Raw genomic sequence first — 17,692 nt, 5'->3', positions numbered from 1 at the left:
GTTACTGCGGAGAGTATACAGATGAGGAAACAGGGTTTATCTATTTAAGGAACCGATATTACGACCCGAGTATTGGTAGGTTTATTAGTGAGGACCCGGCAAACAGCGGCTCTAACTGGTATGTTTATTGTGAAAATAATCCGGTTAAGTTTGTGGATCCGTGGGGGCTAGATGCTATAATAATAACTGCAGAAGACGCTGCTATGAGTCAAGGTCATACTTCAGTATTAATCCAAGATACAAATGACGGGAATTGGTATTACTTTTATTGGGGTGATAAAGCTGCATATTATATTGCGGTACCATGGCAAGACGGGGCAATGAGTTCATTAGACGCATTTAATAGTTGGCTTAGTGGCCTCAATTTGCCATATAATACGACAGGTTACACGTCGGCAACATTTGTTGAGGGATATTTTAATGCATCCTCTAATTACTTTAAAAACTTAATTGCAAATACAACAATTGAAAGTGGTTATCGGTATGAGGCCAGCACATACGAAAAACCTACTTATAATTATTACGTTGAGAATACCTCTTATAAACTTTTTGGAAAAAATTGTTTGCAGATGTCTATGGAGGGTTTTTACAAAGGTACTCTTAAAGATGGTACAAATGTAGGAACCTTTATGTCAGGACAATTAGGTAAAACATGGCTTGCCGATACTCGGCCCAATTCGGCAGAACCCGTGTTTAACCAGCTATTCTTCAATCGCAGATTTACGCGCACTGAAGCCAAAAATGATGTTGCATGGGAAGCAAGATATGGTTCTCCCCCTGAACGATATAAGAGCAAAGGTAGGCATTACGCAAGGACTTTAGGAGTGATATAAATGGATTATTTTATAAGTATTCTGTTTGGTATTTTTGATGTTTGTATTACCTACCCACATTCTTTAAGCAGCGTAGTTTTATCTGTTATTATGTGCATTTCCATGTGGATAATTGTAAAAAAAACGCGAGCTAAAACTTGGTTTTTGTTTGTACCAACAATAATTAGTGGTTTTGTAATGCTATTTAGTTTGTTAGTACTTTTACAAGGAAATGCCATAAATATTTTTCAAACGTTAAGTATATTTTTGTTTTCAACAATTTCTACTATGGTATGCTTAGTACTAAGTATAACAATGATAGTAATTAAATGTTTAAAAAAGAAAAGTGCTAAGACATGAAAAAGAAAAGAATCACAAGTTAAAAGTTCTATTTAGTACCAGCTACTGCGTGCCTATACCTACGATGCGGAAGGCTACCGGAGTTCTAAGATTGTTGACGGCAAAACGACTTGCTTTTATTGGGACAGAGGCTATACGATTAACGAGTCTGACGGAACGTCATTTAAAGCGCAGAATGTGGTTGGCCTTGGCGGCATCGTTGCACGCAAGACTACGGGAACGCCGATGTATCTGTTTAAAGACGTGCACGGCGACACAACGATGTTAATGCAGGGCACTTCACAAAAAGGAACATATGACTATGACGCTTACGGAAAGCAGACAGATATCACCGGCACGGCGGATAACCCTTACCGTTACTGCGGAGAGTATACAGATGAGGAAACAGGGTTTATCTATTTAAGGAACCGGTATTACGACCCGAGTATTGGTAGGTTTATTAGTGAGGACCCGGCAAAGAGCGGCTCTAAATGGTATGTTTATTGTGAAAATAATCCGGTTAAGTTTGTGGATCCGTGGGGGCTTAAACCAACAAGGGAAGAAGCAGCGCATATGTCAGAACACATTTACCATCACGACAAATCCGAGTTAACAACTCCATTAAATGTACAGATGAACAACGAAGCTTCTAACTGGTATTTAATTGACGTTTGGTATGGCCGCGAAGGATTAAAAATGGGATTTTATGCAAAACTTAATTCTACTCATGACTGGTCAAATCCTTTAGAATATTGCGTTGTTTTTAAGGGAACAAGTAATCTAAATAACTGGATAAATAATGCCGAAGCGTATTTGGGAACTCATTCGGCAGATATGTGGGATGCCATGAATTTTAGCTTAGGGTTTGTAAACTCTCACTCTGGATATGAAATAACATTCGCCGGACATTCGAAAGGAGGAGGCGAAGCGATTGCGGCTGCTACCTATACGCATAGGGATGCAATTACATTTAATGCTGCTAATTTTAATTTTCAAGCTTATGGATTGATAGAAGCAGATAGAACAGGAAATTTTTCTAATTATTATGTAGTAGGCGAAATTATTTCACAAGCAATTGAAACAGCTGATATAGGTAATACTATATGGCTGTCGACACAGTATTATAATAAGGATGGAAAGATCGATAGGCTTGCGAATCATGGTATGTCTGCAATTTTTAGTGCGTTTAATAAACGGTAAAAAGGAGTGATAAAATGTTAAAAAAACACTTTGTGTAATAGGAATTATTGCTGTAATTCTCGTTTTATCATACATTATTTATTTGATAAAGGTAATGTATGCTTTTGGCGGTTATATGTTCTTTTTACCAAATCCTCCGAAACCTGAAATAAAACAGGCCGAATTTCCCTTTCGTTTGGAATACGAAATTGAAGGAGAAACAAAAATAGTTGAGGATGTTTTAATCTGTAAATTTAGTGGATTTGCTTCAAATGAAGCCGAGGGAAAATATCGCACTTGGAAGTCTTATTTTAAAAGCGGCAACACTCGTATCACACTATTGCGAAGTGATGAAATGGAAATTTACTATAAACCCAATTTAAATCCACAAATTGCCGGGGCTTATTATATGGGTGATACAGAGGTCTATACTAGTATTAACGAGACGTTTCCTGATGCATTGTACACCGATGATTACGAAAAAATAGAAAATAACAATCGCGAAGCGCCGCGTCTTATTTCGGCATATGATTTGTGGGAAAAATATAAAATTAAGCTCATTAGTTGGTATATTGCTCCCCCGATTCAAAACAGCTTTCAATAATAACACATCATTTTTATGTGACAATGCCGACTGCATATCTCCTAAACAGACGGAACAGTGGGTTGCATATTGGGTAAATTAGCAAGGATAGGGTAGTCAGATGACTACCCTATTTTTTTTGTTCTATAAACTTATTAGGCTGTTCAATATTCTGTTGACAATAATATGTAAAATATGTATAATTAACAGCAAAAGAGGGAGTTTTCGGCGTTGTAATATATTCTGTTGAATTTAATCCGGGAGATGGATAGATAAAAATAATAGGTTATGGTGCAGGAGGGGCCCCAACGGAAGTTAATGGAAATACACCCATTCGCTATTTAAACGACGGTCAGAGACAATGGATGTATGATCATTACTCCAACTATGGAAATATTTGGTATGCTCATAGAGCAGCTTGCGAAGCCATCAACGCACCGACGTGCAAGTATTGGATGGATTGGAAGCCCGATATATGGAAGGCAGCAAAAGATAAGAGAAAAAGATAAGATGAAGCAGCAACACATTTAACTTTATAACTTAGGCAAGGAAGAAATGTCCCCAGCGGGCTTCAACGATGGGTTCCTATTTCAACATTCAGCAGGAGTGCGGTCTCCTGCTGAATGTGTGCGGTATAAGCCGCACCTTGCCACGCTGGGTGACGGGGCAAGCCCCTTATGAAAGGAGTTGTGACTTATGTTAAAAAAATTGTTATTCATGATTATTTGTTGTTTGATGTTAACAGCGTGCGGCGGCGAGGAGACAAAGAATGATGTTAACGAGCTAAAACCACTATATAGCGGATTTTTTTTTTGGGGTTTTTGATGTGAATATCGAAGATTACAAGGTCCCGGATGGTTTTATCACACGCAAGATGTCGTCAGATATTAAAAAGGTGATGAAAGAACATCAATCAAAAGACAATTCAGAAGATGGTTCTATTGATAAGGAAACGGCTGTTGATATCGCGATAGCGATAATGAAATGTGGGCAAGAATCCTATTTTGAGAAGCCGACATTTTATTGTATTTCCTACAGATTGGATGTGGATGCTTACTTTGTTGAGATAGGACAAGAGAATGGTATAAATGTTGTGGGAGGGCTTAGCACTAAGTTAGTAATCAGTAAAAAAGATGGGACGCTTCTTGCAATTTGGACGTCGTAATTGTATAAGGTACATGTATTTGTTACCGCTGTCTGTTCCACAGCAGTGGTAACAAATATACGTTGTATTACAAATTTGATGAAAGGCCGTTAGTATTATGAAAATCATACAGTAACAGTTGTAGGTTATAGTGAGTTTGAAAAAAATGGCCAAACCAAAAAATTTCTTAAAGTATATGATGGCTGGGTTGATGGTAACAGATATATTGATTACGACAAATTTGTTAATCAAAGCTTAGCGAGTTTTTCAATAGCAAATTTTAATTAATTGAGGTGAGATTTTTGAGTATTAGATTATTAGCAACTATTACGTTCATCATTGTTATATTTATTGTTTTATTGATTCATTTTTTTCCTAAATATAAAAAAATAATCATAATAGGAATATTTACAGTGTGCTTTATTACTATTACCAGTCAAGCTATGTATCTATTGAATCCACAATTTAAACAATTTATTGATTTTAAATTCAACAATAGTACTGAATATACATATGTAATTAACAATCAGACAAGAAAAGTTCCTCTTCCCCCTAAAACTATTTTTCTATATCGTACCTCAGAGATACAAGCTGTGTATTTAACAAATGTATCAGAGCAAGAAGTAGTAGATTTTTATTTTTCTATGGCGGACAGTAATGTGTTAAAAAAAAATATTGAAAAACAGTCAATACAGCTCCTATTTGACTACAACGAAAGTTCATTTTCTGTTACTTGTGAGCCTTCAAAAAATAATATTAAGCTATTCATTGAGACCATACAGTAACACAAATGGAGGGGCGGTTATGCCGCTAGTACTGAACGCACCAATAAGCAGATAAGATAGATTTACAATACCGCAATTAATTTAATCCATAAAATTTTAGGGTAGTCAAATGACTACCCTATTGTTTCGTTTTTTTAACTCAATAAATAACAATTATTCGTTCAATATTCTGTTGACAATAATATATAAAATATATATAATTAACAGCAAAGAGTGCTTTTTGGGCAACGGACTGATCACGCAATATGAGTATGAGAACGAGCAGGGGTTGCTCAGCAAAGTATCTTATGGTTCGAGCGGAAAGTATCAGACATTTGAGTATAATCTTCAAGGCGAGCCCACCTTTACCCAAAAGGATAGTCTGTCCTACAGATACGACTATGATGACAACGGCAATCTGTTAAAAGAAAGCTTAGGCGTCACAAGAATTAATGAATATACCTATGACGAACTGAACAGGCTGAATACCACATTAGATGAGTTTTCTGCAACAACGCAATATGGATATGATGCGAACAACAATATTGTATCGAAGGAAATATCTCATTATCGCGGCGCGACGGTGAACCTGTCCAACGCGGGAACAACCGTTCCGTTTACCAATGTTACACACCATACGGAGGAAATGACATATAACGCTGCGAACCAGCTGACTCGGAGGGAAGAAACCGTTACAGGCACGAATAACGGTACAACAATAACACAAACGGCCACGGACACCTATACATACACCGCCAACGGCTCTATGAGTACGAAGCAGGAAACGCTGGGGTCTTCGGCACTGAGCAAGACATACAGCTACAACGACAGGAACCAGTTGATTCAGTATAAAGAAGGCAGCACGGTTAAAGGTACTTATACCTATGAACCCGGAAGGGTTCAGAAGCTCGAAAACAGCCGGCGGCAAAACGACTTGTTTTTATTGGGACAGAGGCTATACGATTAATGAAAGTGACGGGACCAATTTCACCGCCCGCAACACAATCGGTATAGGAGGAATTATAGCGCGGAAAACGTCTGCCGCAACAACGTATCTGGCGAAAGATATCCACGGCGACACAGCATATACACTAAATACAAACGGCACAAAGGATGCCGGATATAGATACTTTGCATTTGGCGAACAGTGGTCGCACTCTGGTTCCCAGGATAACCCTTACCGCTACTGCGGGGAGTATATCGATAATGAAACAGGGTTTATCTACTTAAGGAACCGGTATTACGACCCCAAGCTCGGCAGGTTTATCAGTGAGGACCCGGCTAAGAGCGGCTCTAACTGGTATGTTTATTGTGAGAATAATCCGGTTAAGTTTGTGGATCCGTGGGGACTAGTTGCTGGAGAAAAGTTTCGTACTTTGCAAGAATTATCTAACGACTGGGGTTGGAACTATTTTCCAACGTCTGAATATATTATGATGGAACAGGCATCTGCAATATATAAAGGCTATGATGAAAAAGGCGTTTATTATTCTTATACAGAAGCAATAGTGGGCGGCCCGCATAAAACCGATTTAGATGCAGCGGAAGCAATGATTCCTTATGGGGATGGTGTAACATATGTAGGCGCTATACACAGTCATCCGCAGGGTGGAGATATTTCAGACAATGATAAAAGCTATGCAAATAACAACGATAAACTTATAATTGCCGTTTATTTTCAGCCAGATAACAAGGGCTGGGGTAACGTAATTGCAAGAACGTACTCTGCCGGCGGTGCACCTGGGCCTTTATCAAACAATGTTCCTATGCCAAATCCGTGGCTTTCAGAGGAAAGAAAGGCATATTTAAGAAGTTTATCTCGCTATCGAAACGTATGGGAAAAACACGAAACACCCGATTGCAGGAAGGAAACTTCTACATGTGATCCAGATGCAATATGGAAACCTGATAGATAAAAGGAGTGGATATTGTGTTAAAAAAAATAGGCCTAATCTTATTATGCAGTATGCTTTTTATATCATGTGAAAAACGTCCGCCGGATTTAGAACCAAAATACCTTGGCCAATGCAGGTCAGCTGCTTATATAAGTGTTGAAGACTATTTAGTTCCGGAGGATTTTATTCATGAAGATATGGCAAAAGATATTAAAAAGGTTTTAAAAAAACACAAGGTAAAAGATGGCCCTATTGACGAAGATACTGCCCTTGATATTGCAATTTTAGTTGTGAAGCATCATTACAGAGAGGATTTTTTTCAAAAACGAACCGTATACCGCATATCGCCCAACTCAGATGACGGCGTATTTTGGCTTCTGATTTCTCAGGAAGTAGACCGCCATAGAACGCAAGACCCCTCAATACACATGATAGCAATTCATCAAATGAGCGGCGAGGTAGTTGCGTATCAAGTAACCGATGACCCGCGTTAGACGTGCAGGAAGAAAGATTCTACATGTCAGGCAGATCTAGAATGGAAGCCATATATATAAGGAAGGTGAATCATATGTTCAAAAAAATAGGTCTAATCTTGTTATGCAGTATGCTGTTAACTTCATGCGGAAACAAAGCCCCATACGTAGAACCACGTTATGCGGGCAACTATTGGCGGACTTTTGATGTCGTTCTGGAAGATCATTTGGTACCAGATGATTTTGTTGATGAAAAAATGGAAAAAGATATTAAAAAGGTTTTAAAAGAACACAAGGTAAAGGATGGTCCAATCGACAAAGAAACCGCCGTTGATATTGCAATCGCCGTTTCAAAAAATCTTAATTACGATGATTTTTTCACAAAACCGACGGAGTATCGTATATCCCCCAGGTTAGACGCCAATGCATATTTGGTTTCTATTTCTCCGGTATTGGAGAATCCAAACTTGCTTGTTGAATTGAATACAGACAATGTAGCAATTAGTCAGACAGACGGAACAGTGATTGCATATTGGGTAAGTTAGCGATGATAGGGTGGTCAGATGACTACCCTATCTTTTTTGTTTTTAAATCGGAGCAACGCTTTGTTATGCTTGCAAGGAGCAAAGCTTGCGACAGATTGTAACCTGTACAGGGAGCGTTAGCTCCTCAGAATTTCAGCGGGGGACATTTGTAGTTAGGTTATAAACTAAACAAGTTTTTTCAATGTTAAGTTGACAATGATATGTAAAATATGTATAATTAACAGCAAAAGAGGGATTTTTTTTTGCATTGGCAATGGCGGGATTGTGTCAAGAAAGTTGGGCACGGCGGCGCTTATGTATTTGATGAAAGACGTTCACGGCGACACAGCATATACACTGAATACAAACGGCACAAAGGATGCCGGATATAGATACTTTGCATTTGGCGAACAGTGGTCGCACTCTGGTTCCCAGGATAACCCTTACCGCTACTGCGGGGAGTATATCGATAATGAAACAGGGTTTATCTACTTAAGGAACCGGTATTACGACCCCAAGCTCGGCAGGTTTATCAGTGAGGACCCGGCTAAGAGCGGCTCTAACTGGTATGTTTATTGTGAGAATAATCCGTTGAAGTTTGTGGATCCGTGGGGGTTGGAAGAAATCGTAATTTCAGGTGGTGCATATGGCTCTGATGATCCTTGGCCATTTGAATTCATTGCTTCTGCTATTAAACAAATTCAAGATATGCAAGCGAATACTAATGAAAGTATAACCTGGATTGTTAGCGATATAGGTTATTCGAATGAAGACATTAATTTAATTAGAAGCGCTGCTAAAGATTTGGACGTAAGATTGGTTATGATTCACAATTCAGATCAATTACAAAATTATTTAAATTCAAAATCAACAACCGTCTGGGAGCTGACTGAAGCGAGAAAAAATGATAAAGTTAGAACGGTAACCATGTTTTCACATGGATTTATTGGAAGTGTTGAACTCGGCTATGATAATGCAGACCGTTCTAAGTTTTCATTAGATTATAATTGGATAGGTGGATTAATCCCTGCTGCATTTTACTCTACTACAGCTACGTTTTATGCGTGTAATACCGGAACAGACGTTAATGGAGAATGGGGTAATAATTTTGCGCAAAAATGGGTAGATGCTGTTGGCGGTGTAGCATTCGCTGTTAATGGTAAAACAGATTATATTGATGTATCTGGTAAATATATTAACGCAATAGGACGAAAAAGCACGCCGCTTAGTGCTTCCCACAAATATAAATATCCGGTTGCAAGCAAAGGTGTTTCCTGGATTAAATTTTATTAAAAATGAATGGAGAGAACAAAAATGGATAATTTAATTCAGTCGATATTAAAATATCTTATTGTCATTTTGTTAGTCGTAACAGTGGAGTTGGCTTTATTATGGGTTATTCCCATAAAAAAAGGATTAATTGATGAGAATTTTGACATTGATGATTATGTTAAACCAGGTAACGTTGCAATACGTGCGAGCATGATGAATGTAACAGAATATACTTGGGAAGTGAAAGAATATGGAGGAATTAAAAATTGTCCTCAGGATATAGACATTACAGGAAATGTACCAGATGATTGGCTGAAAACTCAGGTTGACGATTTTTATGATGTAGATTTTCTGTTTATTGGAAAATTTGACGATATTGACCCTCAAATATTAATTGTGGAAGAATGGTACACTGTTGGACGTATAAAAAGACCCATGTATCTCATGTGGTATCCGCCTTATGGATTGAACATTTTTGAACATGATTTTGACTAAAATAATGAAATCACTTACAAAACTTTAGGGTAGCCATTCGACTACCCTAAAGTTTTTTATTTTATTTTATTTAAGTCATAAGGGGTTGTTTGATAAACAAAATAGTTCAGCCAGTTTGAATAAAACAAATTGGCGCAGGACCGCCACGTAACCCTAGGGGGAAGCGACGGATCGTCGTTTTCAAAATAGTTCACCGGCAAGTCGATTTTTTTTCCCGCTTCCTTGTCCCGGAAATATTCCTTTTTCAGCGTGTCCGCATCATATTCCGAATGCCCCATCACATAAATCTGCCTGCCCAAATCTGTGGCTGCCACATAAAGGCCTGCTTCGTCAGATGAGGCAAGAATTTTCAAGTCAGAAACGGCTTCCACGTCCTCCCGTTTCACGTCTGTATGACGGGAATGGGGAACGTAGAATTCGTCGTCAAAACCGCGGAACAAAATTGCGGTTTTTCTGTCCAGCTTGTGCTTGTATACGCCGAACAGCTTTTTATCTAAGGTATATTTCGGAATTCCATAGTGATAGTAAAGCCCCGCCTGAGCGCCCCAGCAAATGTGCAGCGTGCTGGTAACGTTAGTTTTGCTCCACTCCATAATTTCCTTGAGTTCTTCCCAATATTCCACCTCTTCAAAATCCATCAGTTCCACCGGCGCGCCGGTAATTACCAGCCCGTCGAACTTTTTATCCTTCACCTCTTCAAAGGTCTTATAAAACGTTAACAGGTGTTCCTGGGACGTGTTTTTCGACTTGTGGGTTTTGGTGTGCAAAAGCTCCAGCTCCACTTGCAGCGGTGTGTTGCCCAAAAGCCTTACAAACTGCGTTTCTGTTTCCACCTTTGTGGGCATCAAATTCAAAATTGCTATTTTTAATGGGCGGATGTCCTGGGTAATGGCCCTGGTTTCCGTTATCACAAATATATTTTCTTTTTCCAAAACCGCCGTTGCCGGCAGGTCGTTCGGGATTTTAATCGGCATTTCACCACTCCCTTGCTGTGTCGATTTAAAATCAGTTATTTCGCCGTTACTTTATGATATACTTTCTTTCCTTTTTTTATTACGATTCCTTTTTCAAGACTCTCTTTTGAAATTTTCTGGTTCGGCTCTGCTATTTTCACATCGTCCACCGACACGCCGCCCTGGGTGATGAGCCTTCTCCCCTCGCCCTTTGACGGAATCAGTTTCGCGGCAACCATTATGTCTAACAGCGATGTTTCGTCTGCGAGTTCGGAAAGGCTTAACTCGGTAGACGGCATATCCCCGGCGCTGCCTGCGCCGCCGAAAATTCCCTCGGCAGTTTGTTTTGCCTTAAGCGCCTCTGCCTCGCCGTGAACAAGCTTTGTTACCTCGAAGGCCAGCCGTGCTTTGGCCTTGTTTAATTCAGCGCCTTCCCATGTTTCCATTTCACGAATCTCGTCCATAGAGACGAACGTCACCATTTTTAAAAGCCTGCAAACATCAGCGTCGTCTACGTTTCTCCAATATTGATAAAAGTCATATGGCGAAACCTTTTCCGGGTCAAGCCACAGAGCGCCTTTCGCTGTTTTGCCCATCTTTTTGCCGTCGCTGGTGGTAAGGAGGGTAAACGTCATGCCATAAACCTGCTGGTTTTCTTTGCGTCGCACCAGGTCAATGCCGCCTAAAATGTTGCTCCACTGGTCATCTCCTCCCAGCTCCAGCTTACAGCCATAATTTTTATAAAGCTGCAAAAAGTCGTAGCTTTGCATAAGCATATAGTTAAATTCAATAAACGAAAGCCCCTTTTCCAGACGCGTTTGAAAACACTTTGCCCGCAGCATTTCGTTTACGGAAAAACAGGAGCCAATGTCCCGCAAAAATTCAATGTAGTTTAAGTCTCTCAGCCAGTCTGCGTTGTTCACCATAATGGCCTTGCCCTCAGAAAAATCTACAATGGAGGAAAGCTGTTTTTTAAAGCACTCGCAGTTGTGATTAATGGTTTCCACCGTCATCATCTGGCGCATATCCGTTCTGCCCGACGGGTCGCCCACCATGCCTGTGCCGCCGCCCACTAAGGCGATTGGCCTGTGGCCTGCGTTCTGCATGTGGCGCATAACCACCATTTGCAGAAAGTGTCCCACATGAAGGCTGTCTGCCGTGGGGTCGAAGCCGATATAAAACGTAACCTTTTCTTTCCCGAGAAGCTCACGAATTTCGTCTTCATGGGTGGTTTGAGCAATCAGCCCGCGCTCTTTTAATATGTCAAATACGTTTTCCAAGTTAAACTCCCCTTATTATAATAAAAACTTTTCTTGTTATTTTATCACAAAAGCCGCCTGTTTGCAAATAAAACTTTATTTTGCATTGAAAAGCGCCTGCTGAATGTCGCCGATGATGTCGTCACAGTTTTCAATGCCAACGGACATACGAATCATGTCGGCAGGCACGCCGCAGGAGATTAGCTGCTCATCGCTGAGCTGCCTGTGGGTGGTAGAGGCCGGGTGCAGAACGCTGGTTCTGGCGTCTGCCACATGCACCACCATTTGGGCCAGCTTAAGACTCTCCATAAACTTCACAGCCGCTTCCTTGCCGCCCTTAATGCCAAAGGAAATAACACCGCAAATACCGTGGGGCATATATTTCTTGGCAAGCTCATATTGGGGACTGGAGGCAAGGCCCGGATAGTTCACCCAGGAAATGTCGTCACACTCCTCTAAAAACTTAGCCACTTTCATTGCATTTTCACAGTGACGTTCTACCCTGAGGTGCAGCGTCTCAAGCCCCAAATTCAATATAAACGCCGCTATAGGACTCATTTGAGAGCCCAAGTCTCGCATAAGCTGTGCCCGGGCTTTCACGATGTAGGCCGCTTTGCCGAACTCCTTGGTGTAGGTTACACCGTGGTAAGATTCGTCCGGCTCGGAAAGCTCAGGATATTTTCCGCCTGTCCAGTCAAAATTTCCGCTGTCCACAATTGCACCGCCAACACAGGTTGCGTGACCGTCCATATATTTGGTGGTGGAATGCGTTACAATGTCTGCGCCAAATTCAAAGGGTCGGCAGTTGATAGGCGTTGCAAACGTGTTGTCAATAATAAGCGGAACGCCGTGGCTGTGGGCCAAACGTGCAAACCGTTCAATGTCTAACACATCCAGCGCTGGGTTTGACACAGTTTCGCCAAACACCGCACGGGTGCGCTCGTCAAAAAGTTTTTCAATTTCCTCGTCGCTGTCTTTCGGGCTTGCAAACCGCACTTCAATGCCCATTTTTTTCATGGTAACAGCAAACAAATTTACCGTTCCGCCGTAAATTTCAGATGCACTGACGAAATTATCGCCAGACTGTGCAATGTTTAAAAGCGCAAACAAATTTGCCGCCTGACCGGAAGACAGGCACAGCGCACCAACGCCGCCCTCCAACGCCGCAATTTTTTTCTCCACACACTCAATGGTGGGGTTAGAAAGGCGGGTATACATGTGCCCCTCCACTTTTAAATCAAACAAATCGCCCAGATATTGGGCTGAGTCATATTTATAGGTTGTGCTCTGGTAAATGGGGAGCACCCTCGGCTCGCCATTTTTTGGCTCATAGCCGGCCTGCACGCAGTTCGTTTCAATTTTGTAATCCATTTTATACATCCTCCTATATGTTAAAGTTCCATTCTGTGAATGCTCTCGTTTTGAAAAAGCTTAGCGCTTGTTTTGTGGCAGGTAAAGTAAATTACCTGGTCGAACCCGCCGCTGTTGATTAGAAAATCTGCCGCCGCCTTAAGCCGCGAATCGTCTAACTGCAGCAGCGCGTCGTCTAAGATAACAGGCGGAATTGTTTCGCCGAACAAAACGCCCAGCGCCGCAAAACGCAGCGCAATATATAATAAATCGTAGGTGCCGCCGCTTAAATACGACGCGTCCACAATTTCGTTGTTTTCATTCTGATAGTTTAAGCGAAACGCTTCACCCAGCTTCACTCCGCAATATTTATCAAAGGTGAGGTGCGAAAAAATTTCAGCCATTTTCTGATTCAGCCGCGGCGCGTAATTCTGTTTAATTTCTCCGTGGGCGCGTTCGAGCCATTCAGAGGCCTTTTCTAAAGCGGCATGGCGTTTTGTTAAGCCTTCAATCTGCTCCGATACCGCCAAAAGATCAGACTCAATGTCAGGAACAGTCCGGTCTGCCGCCGTCTGTTTTGCCAAATTTACAGACAGGTCGTAATGTTTTTGGGTCAGCACTTCGAGCCTCGTCTTTAACGCTTTCGTCTGCGACGCAATTTCTAACGCCGAACCGCCCAAATAATTGATAACCTCCGGGGGGAATTCTCGTTTCTCCTGCTCAGGAAGGCGCGACAAGCTTTCAGTTAACGATTTTATTTCTGTTTCGCAGGATTTCAATTGGCGCTGCGTTTCCTTTAACCGCTCGGTGTTGCTGTTATCCTCTGCAGCCCGGTTAAATAGCGCGCTTAATCCGTCTGTTTCATATTTTTTGCACAGCGCTGAAACTGCCAACTGCAACTCTTTCCTTTGCCCGTCTGCTTTTTCCAGCTCCTGCTGAGCGGTTTCAAGCTCTCCGCCCCATTTTCCACGGCTTATCATGAAAAAGAAGATAACACCTGCAAGCGCCAGACCAGCCAACGGCAATATTATGGGATGCAGCCAATTTTTTAGCACAATTGCCGCCGCGGCAAAAATGAGGAAAACAAGAGCGGAAACAATTCCGGCGCTGCGCTTTTTCTTTGCAGTTCCCAACTGCATTTTTTCAGAAAGCTCCTGCATTTGCGTTTCCAATTCCTCTTTTTTATTTTCAAAAATAATCAGCTGTTTTTCTAAAATTTTTACCTGATTTATATCCTCAGAGGTCACTTCTGCCCTTGTTTTTTCAAGCAATTCCGCCCCGGCCTGCTGCAGCTTTAAAAGCCGCTCATTTTCTTTGCTGAGTCTGTCCAATAGCATGCTGCGGTTTTCCGCTGTTTGCTTTTGAGAAAGATAGGCTTCGTGGTCTACGGCAGTTTGATATGCTTGTTCCGCAGTCTGAATTCTTATCTGAAGTTCGGCAATTTGCGCCTTAAGTTCCGTTCTTTGGCGCTCCTCATCTTTCACGCTTTCATAAAATCGCTGAGCGGTGTTAAGCTCCGACTGAAGCTTTCGTTCCTGTTCCTTTAACGCCGCCAGCTTTCCGCCCTTGCCCGTTTTGGTTAGAATTGCAAACTGCTCCTTTTCCAGAGCGTTTTTAATGTTTCCATATGAAATATCTTCATCGCCGCTGGTTTCTAAATTGGAAAGCCGGGTTAAAATCTCCTCGTTTCCTGTGCTTTTTGCGTCAGCGCCCAGCGCGGTAATGTAAAGCGTTTTTAAAAAGCCCTCCCGTCCCAGACCAAAAAACCGCTCGCCGGCATTCTCCGGGCTTCCGCACTCGTCCCAGCTGGCGGCATCCATCAGCCGCGCCCTGTCAGACCGTTTTGTGGCGCCAAAATTTTTTTCTAAAATATATTGTTTTCCGCCGTGCGTAAAGTACACCCTGCCGCCAAACCGATCTGTGTTCCAGGGCTTATATTTACGCCGAATTGATTCAGAAAGCTCCAGCCGTTTACCGTCGTTTGGCATATCGTAAAACATAGAGAGTAAAAATGCACACAGCGTGCTCTTTCCGCTTTCATTTTCGCCAAAAATCAGGTTAAAGCCATCACTGAGCGTTAACGAAAAATCATTCAATTTTCCAAAACCGTCGATTTCGATTTTATCAATTCTCATTGCGTTCCTCTTTTTCTAAAATAGAAAATCCTGTTTTAAAGGCAAGCTCAAACGCTTCGGCCTCCATGTTTGCCCTGTCTTCTAAAGCAAATTTCGTAAATAAGCCTTTCAGCGAAAACTCTCTGCTCAGCTTTTCTAAATCCACAGCGGGAACGGTTTCATCAATTACCGAAACATCGAAGGCATCAATACCGCTCTTTAAAACTTCTGTATCTATGGGAAAGCTGCTGCTTCCTGTCAAGCGGAACCGATACATGTTCTGCGGTTCTTTCAAAGCGCCGTTTAGCTGCTTTGCAATGTCTTCCATACATTCGGCTTTGCTTATGTCAATAGACGTGCTTACATACATTCTCTGCTGAACCGGAACAAACTCTGCCGTCACATGTCCTTTACTCACAGTCAGCGCCAAAACACCCTTTTCCCCTGTTTCATCAAACCCGCGTCCCTCCGGGCAGCCGGGATATGCATAAAAACAGGCGCCGCGTACCTTAAGACCGCTTGCTGCATGAACGTGGCCTAAGGCCACATAGTCCATTCCGCAGGTTTCTATGTCAGACAGCTGAACGGGGTTATACCCTTCTCCCATTAAGTTTCCGTGCATCACCAGCAAATTCATTTTATCAGAATTTTTTACCTGAAACCGCGGCAGCAACTCCCGAAACTCGTTGGCAGTTTGAAACGATATACCGTAAATGTCCGCGCTTTCCGTTTCCACCACCTCGGGTTCGGTTCCAAACACGTGAACGTTTTCGCCAAAATCGAAAGTGGCGTAAACGCTGTCTGAATGAAAGCAATCATGATTTCCCGCCGCGATAAACACTTTTACATGTTTTATTTTAAAAAACTCCCGCTTTAGAAAATCCAGTGTGGTTCGGCTTACGATTCTGCCGTCGAACAAGTCGCCGGAGATAAACAGCATGTCAGCGTTTTGGGCCATAGAAATAATTGTTGAAAACGTGGTGCGCAAATCCTGCCGCCGCACCGCTGCTTTCTCTGTTTCCGAAAGTCCTGAAAACGGCGTGTCGAAATGCACGTCGGCCGTGTGAATTATTTTTAAATCCATTATACTTCCTCAATTAATTTCTTATCGTCGTTCTTCTTTTTTTCATTTGCCCTTGCAAGGGTAAAGCTAAACCGCGTAAACTCGCCCGGCTCGCTTTCTGCCCACACCCGTTCGCCGTGGGCCTGGATAATGCTTTTTACAATATAAAGTCCAAGCCCTGCGCCGTTTTTGTCCAGACTTCTGGACTTGTCGGATTTATAAAACCGGTCGAAAATGTGCATTAAGTCTTTCTTTTCAATGCCCAGTCCTGAGTTTTGAATGCTTACATAGGCGCTGCCGTCTTTTACACCGGTGTTCACGTCGATAAATCCGCCCTCCGGCGTAAATTTAATGGCGTTGTCAAACAGGTTGGTAATCACGCGCTGAATGGCGTCTTTATCGGCGTCTACCCGCATATTTTCCGTTTCGAAACCAACGGTTAAGCTTATGTTTTTCTCCGTAATCCGTTTTTCAAACTTAATAATGCTCAGGCGCATAAGCTCGTTAATATCAAATTCACGCGGTTCAATGTTAAAGCTGCCCTGCTCCAATTTGCTCAGGTCCAGCAAGTCGGTCACAATCCGCGAAAGCCGCCTGCTCTCGTCCAGCACAATAGACAAATACCACTGGCGCTTTTCCTCCGGAATTGTGCCGTCCATAATGCCCTCCACAAAACCAATAATCGTGGTCATGGGCGTTCTTAAATCGTGAGACACGTTGGCAATAAAGCTCGAGCGCATATTTTCAAGCTGCTCAATTGAGTCTGCCATGTTGTTAAAGGTGTCGCCCAGCTCGCTGAACTCGTTTTCCGTGTCAATGTTCACTCGGCGTTTAAAGTCACCTCCTGCAATGCTTTTTGCGGCAGAGGTAAGCTCCGAAAGCGGCTTCGTAATCCGTTTTGAAATGAGGTAAACAAAAATTGCCACAAACACCGCCACAAACGCCACGTTAAAAACAAAAATTTTCAGCACCTCAATGCGCATTCTTGTGACCTCCGGCGTAGGGATGCTAACCAAAACGCCGCCTACAACGGAACCCATATATTTAATTGGGCGTGCAACGGTGAGCACCTCTCCTTTAAAAATGCCACCCAAAGAGCCGCGGTAGGTTGCGCCGTTTCCCTCTAATATGTCCTGGGTATATTCTTCTTTTATTTTATCGTCAAAATTTTCAATGCTGGTTGTCACCAGCTCACCCTTTTCGTCCAGCACAAAAATTTCCGTGTCGGTAGACTGGGCCACCGCGTTAATGTTTAGGCGGTAGGCCTCTGCCGTCAGCTGGCCGTTGGTACTGGCAATGTATACCGTAATGTTCACCACCTGCCGGGCAATGTTATCTAATTCCTTTTCGTGCCGGGAGGTAAGGTAGGTTCCCATAAAGCTGAACAAAAGTGTACCCGTAATGATGAAGCTCACCAAAAACAGCGCCATAGTCACCGTGAACAGCTGTATGTAAATGCTTCTGCGTCTCAAA

General features: G+C 42.2%; 18 protein-coding genes. 12 read left to right on the top strand and 6 right to left on the bottom strand.

Annotation, left to right across the window (positions count from 1 at the left end):
• The 12 genes from WIG73_RS02470 to WIG73_RS02415 all read left to right on the top strand — a co-directional run.
• Window positions 1-833 (top strand): RHS repeat-associated core domain-containing protein (locus WIG73_RS02470; RefSeq protein ID WP_337399150.1); only part of this gene is annotated, 833 nt, incomplete at its 5' end.
• Window positions 834-1,172 carry a hypothetical protein gene (locus WIG73_RS02465; protein ID WP_337399149.1) on the top strand — a complete coding sequence of 113 codons (339 nt, stop codon included), beginning with the start codon at window positions 834-836 and terminating at the stop codon, window positions 1,170-1,172.
• Window positions 1,173-1,349: 177 nt separating this feature from the next.
• Window positions 1,350-2,351, top strand: coding sequence for an RHS repeat-associated core domain-containing protein (locus tag WIG73_RS02460; RefSeq protein WP_337399147.1), 1,002 nt, complete (start codon window positions 1,350-1,352; stop codon window positions 2,349-2,351).
• 115 nt (window positions 2,352-2,466) lie between these two features.
• Window positions 2,467-2,934, top strand: coding sequence for a hypothetical protein (locus tag WIG73_RS02455; protein ID WP_337399146.1), 468 nt, complete (start codon window positions 2,467-2,469; stop codon window positions 2,932-2,934).
• 805 nt (window positions 2,935-3,739) lie between these two features.
• Window positions 3,740-4,078, top strand: a complete 339-nt coding sequence (locus tag WIG73_RS02450; RefSeq protein WP_337399145.1) for a hypothetical protein — start codon at window positions 3,740-3,742, stop codon at window positions 4,076-4,078.
• A 281-nt stretch (window positions 4,079-4,359) separates the two neighbouring features.
• Window positions 4,360-4,842: a hypothetical protein gene (locus WIG73_RS02445; RefSeq protein ID WP_337399144.1), complete on the top strand. Its 483-nt coding sequence runs from the start codon at window positions 4,360-4,362 to the stop codon at window positions 4,840-4,842.
• Between the two features lie 220 nt (window positions 4,843-5,062).
• Window positions 5,063-5,788, top strand: coding sequence for a hypothetical protein (locus WIG73_RS02440; protein WP_337399143.1), 726 nt, complete (start codon window positions 5,063-5,065; stop codon window positions 5,786-5,788).
• Complete coding sequence (locus tag WIG73_RS02435) at window positions 5,706-6,737, top strand: RHS repeat-associated core domain-containing protein (protein WP_337399141.1); 1,032 nt, start codon at window positions 5,706-5,708, stop codon at window positions 6,735-6,737. The genes WIG73_RS02440 and WIG73_RS02435 overlap by 83 nt, the downstream gene beginning before the upstream one ends.
• Window positions 6,738-6,751: 14 nt before the next feature.
• Window positions 6,752-7,210, top strand: a complete 459-nt coding sequence (locus WIG73_RS02430; RefSeq protein WP_337399140.1) for a hypothetical protein — start codon at window positions 6,752-6,754, stop codon at window positions 7,208-7,210.
• A gap of 74 nt (window positions 7,211-7,284) precedes the next feature.
• The gene (locus tag WIG73_RS02425) at window positions 7,285-7,734 is read left to right on the top strand and encodes a hypothetical protein (RefSeq protein ID WP_249313897.1); all 450 of its coding nucleotides are present in this window, start codon (window positions 7,285-7,287) and stop codon (window positions 7,732-7,734) included.
• 294 nt (window positions 7,735-8,028) lie between these two features.
• The gene (locus WIG73_RS02420; protein ID WP_337399138.1) at window positions 8,029-9,006 is read left to right on the top strand and encodes an RHS repeat-associated core domain-containing protein; all 978 of its coding nucleotides are present in this window, start codon (window positions 8,029-8,031) and stop codon (window positions 9,004-9,006) included.
• A 21-nt stretch (window positions 9,007-9,027) separates the two neighbouring features.
• A complete protein-coding gene (locus WIG73_RS02415) occupies window positions 9,028-9,480 on the top strand; it encodes a hypothetical protein (protein ID WP_337399137.1) in 453 nt (150 codons plus the stop codon).
• A 56-nt stretch (window positions 9,481-9,536) separates the two neighbouring features.
• On the opposite strand, the gene metA is transcribed toward WIG73_RS02415, so the two are convergent.
• The 6 genes from metA to WIG73_RS02385 form a co-directional block, all read right to left on the bottom strand.
• The gene (gene metA, locus WIG73_RS02410; RefSeq protein ID WP_249313784.1) at window positions 9,537-10,454 is read right to left on the bottom strand and encodes a homoserine O-succinyltransferase; all 918 of its coding nucleotides are present in this window, start codon (window positions 10,452-10,454) and stop codon (window positions 9,537-9,539) included.
• Window positions 10,455-10,489: 35 nt separating this feature from the next.
• Window positions 10,490-11,713, bottom strand: coding sequence for a tyrosine--tRNA ligase (tyrS, locus tag WIG73_RS02405; RefSeq protein ID WP_337399136.1), 1,224 nt, complete (start codon window positions 11,711-11,713; stop codon window positions 10,490-10,492).
• Between the two features lie 75 nt (window positions 11,714-11,788).
• Window positions 11,789-13,063 carry an aminotransferase class I/II-fold pyridoxal phosphate-dependent enzyme gene (locus WIG73_RS02400; protein WP_337399135.1) on the bottom strand — a complete coding sequence of 425 codons (1,275 nt, stop codon included), beginning with the start codon at window positions 13,061-13,063 and terminating at the stop codon, window positions 11,789-11,791.
• Between the two features lie 20 nt (window positions 13,064-13,083).
• Entirely contained in the window at window positions 13,084-15,177 is a 2,094-nt protein-coding gene (locus WIG73_RS02395; RefSeq protein ID WP_337399134.1) for an AAA family ATPase, read from the bottom strand.
• On the bottom strand, window positions 15,167-16,240 hold the full coding sequence (locus WIG73_RS02390) for a metallophosphoesterase (RefSeq protein ID WP_337399132.1): 1,074 nt from the start codon (window positions 16,238-16,240) through the stop codon (window positions 15,167-15,169). The genes WIG73_RS02395 and WIG73_RS02390 overlap by 11 nt, the downstream gene beginning before the upstream one ends.
• Window positions 16,240-17,691: an ATP-binding protein gene (locus tag WIG73_RS02385; RefSeq protein WP_337399131.1), complete on the bottom strand. Its 1,452-nt coding sequence runs from the start codon at window positions 17,689-17,691 to the stop codon at window positions 16,240-16,242. The genes WIG73_RS02390 and WIG73_RS02385 overlap by 1 nt, the downstream gene beginning before the upstream one ends.
• Window position 17,692 lies beyond the last annotated feature (1 nt).

It is taken from the genome of Congzhengia sp. (assembly GCF_037235575.1).
Classification (GTDB): Bacteria; Bacillota; Clostridia; order UBA1381; family UBA9506; genus Congzhengia; species Congzhengia minquanensis.
This window is presented reverse-complemented; position numbering and strand designations above follow the sequence as displayed.

Excerpts from the sequence above, each read along its gene's own strand:
- WIG73_RS02465 (WP_337399149.1), top strand. The coding sequence starts at position 834 with ATGGATTATTTTATAAGTATTCTGTTTGGTATTTTTGATGTTTGTATT.
- WIG73_RS02415 (WP_337399137.1), top strand. The coding sequence starts at position 9,028 with ATGGATAATTTAATTCAGTCGATATTAAAATATCTTATTGTCATTTTG.
- WIG73_RS02420 (WP_337399138.1), top strand. The coding sequence starts at position 8,029 with ATGTATTTGATGAAAGACGTTCACGGCGACACAGCATATACACTGAAT.
- WIG73_RS02400 (WP_337399135.1), bottom strand. The coding sequence starts at position 13,063 with ATGGATTACAAAATTGAAACGAACTGCGTGCAGGCCGGCTATGAGCCA.
- WIG73_RS02455 (WP_337399146.1), top strand. The coding sequence starts at position 2,467 with ATGTTCTTTTTACCAAATCCTCCGAAACCTGAAATAAAACAGGCCGAA.
- metA (WP_249313784.1), bottom strand. The coding sequence starts at position 10,454 with ATGCCGATTAAAATCCCGAACGACCTGCCGGCAACGGCGGTTTTGGAA.
- WIG73_RS02390 (WP_337399132.1), bottom strand. The coding sequence starts at position 16,240 with ATGGATTTAAAAATAATTCACACGGCCGACGTGCATTTCGACACGCCG.
- WIG73_RS02425 (WP_249313897.1), top strand. The coding sequence starts at position 7,285 with ATGTTCAAAAAAATAGGTCTAATCTTGTTATGCAGTATGCTGTTAACT.
- WIG73_RS02435 (WP_337399141.1), top strand. The coding sequence starts at position 5,706 with ATGAACCCGGAAGGGTTCAGAAGCTCGAAAACAGCCGGCGGCAAAACG.
- WIG73_RS02395 (WP_337399134.1), bottom strand. The coding sequence starts at position 15,177 with ATGAGAATTGATAAAATCGAAATCGACGGTTTTGGAAAATTGAATGAT.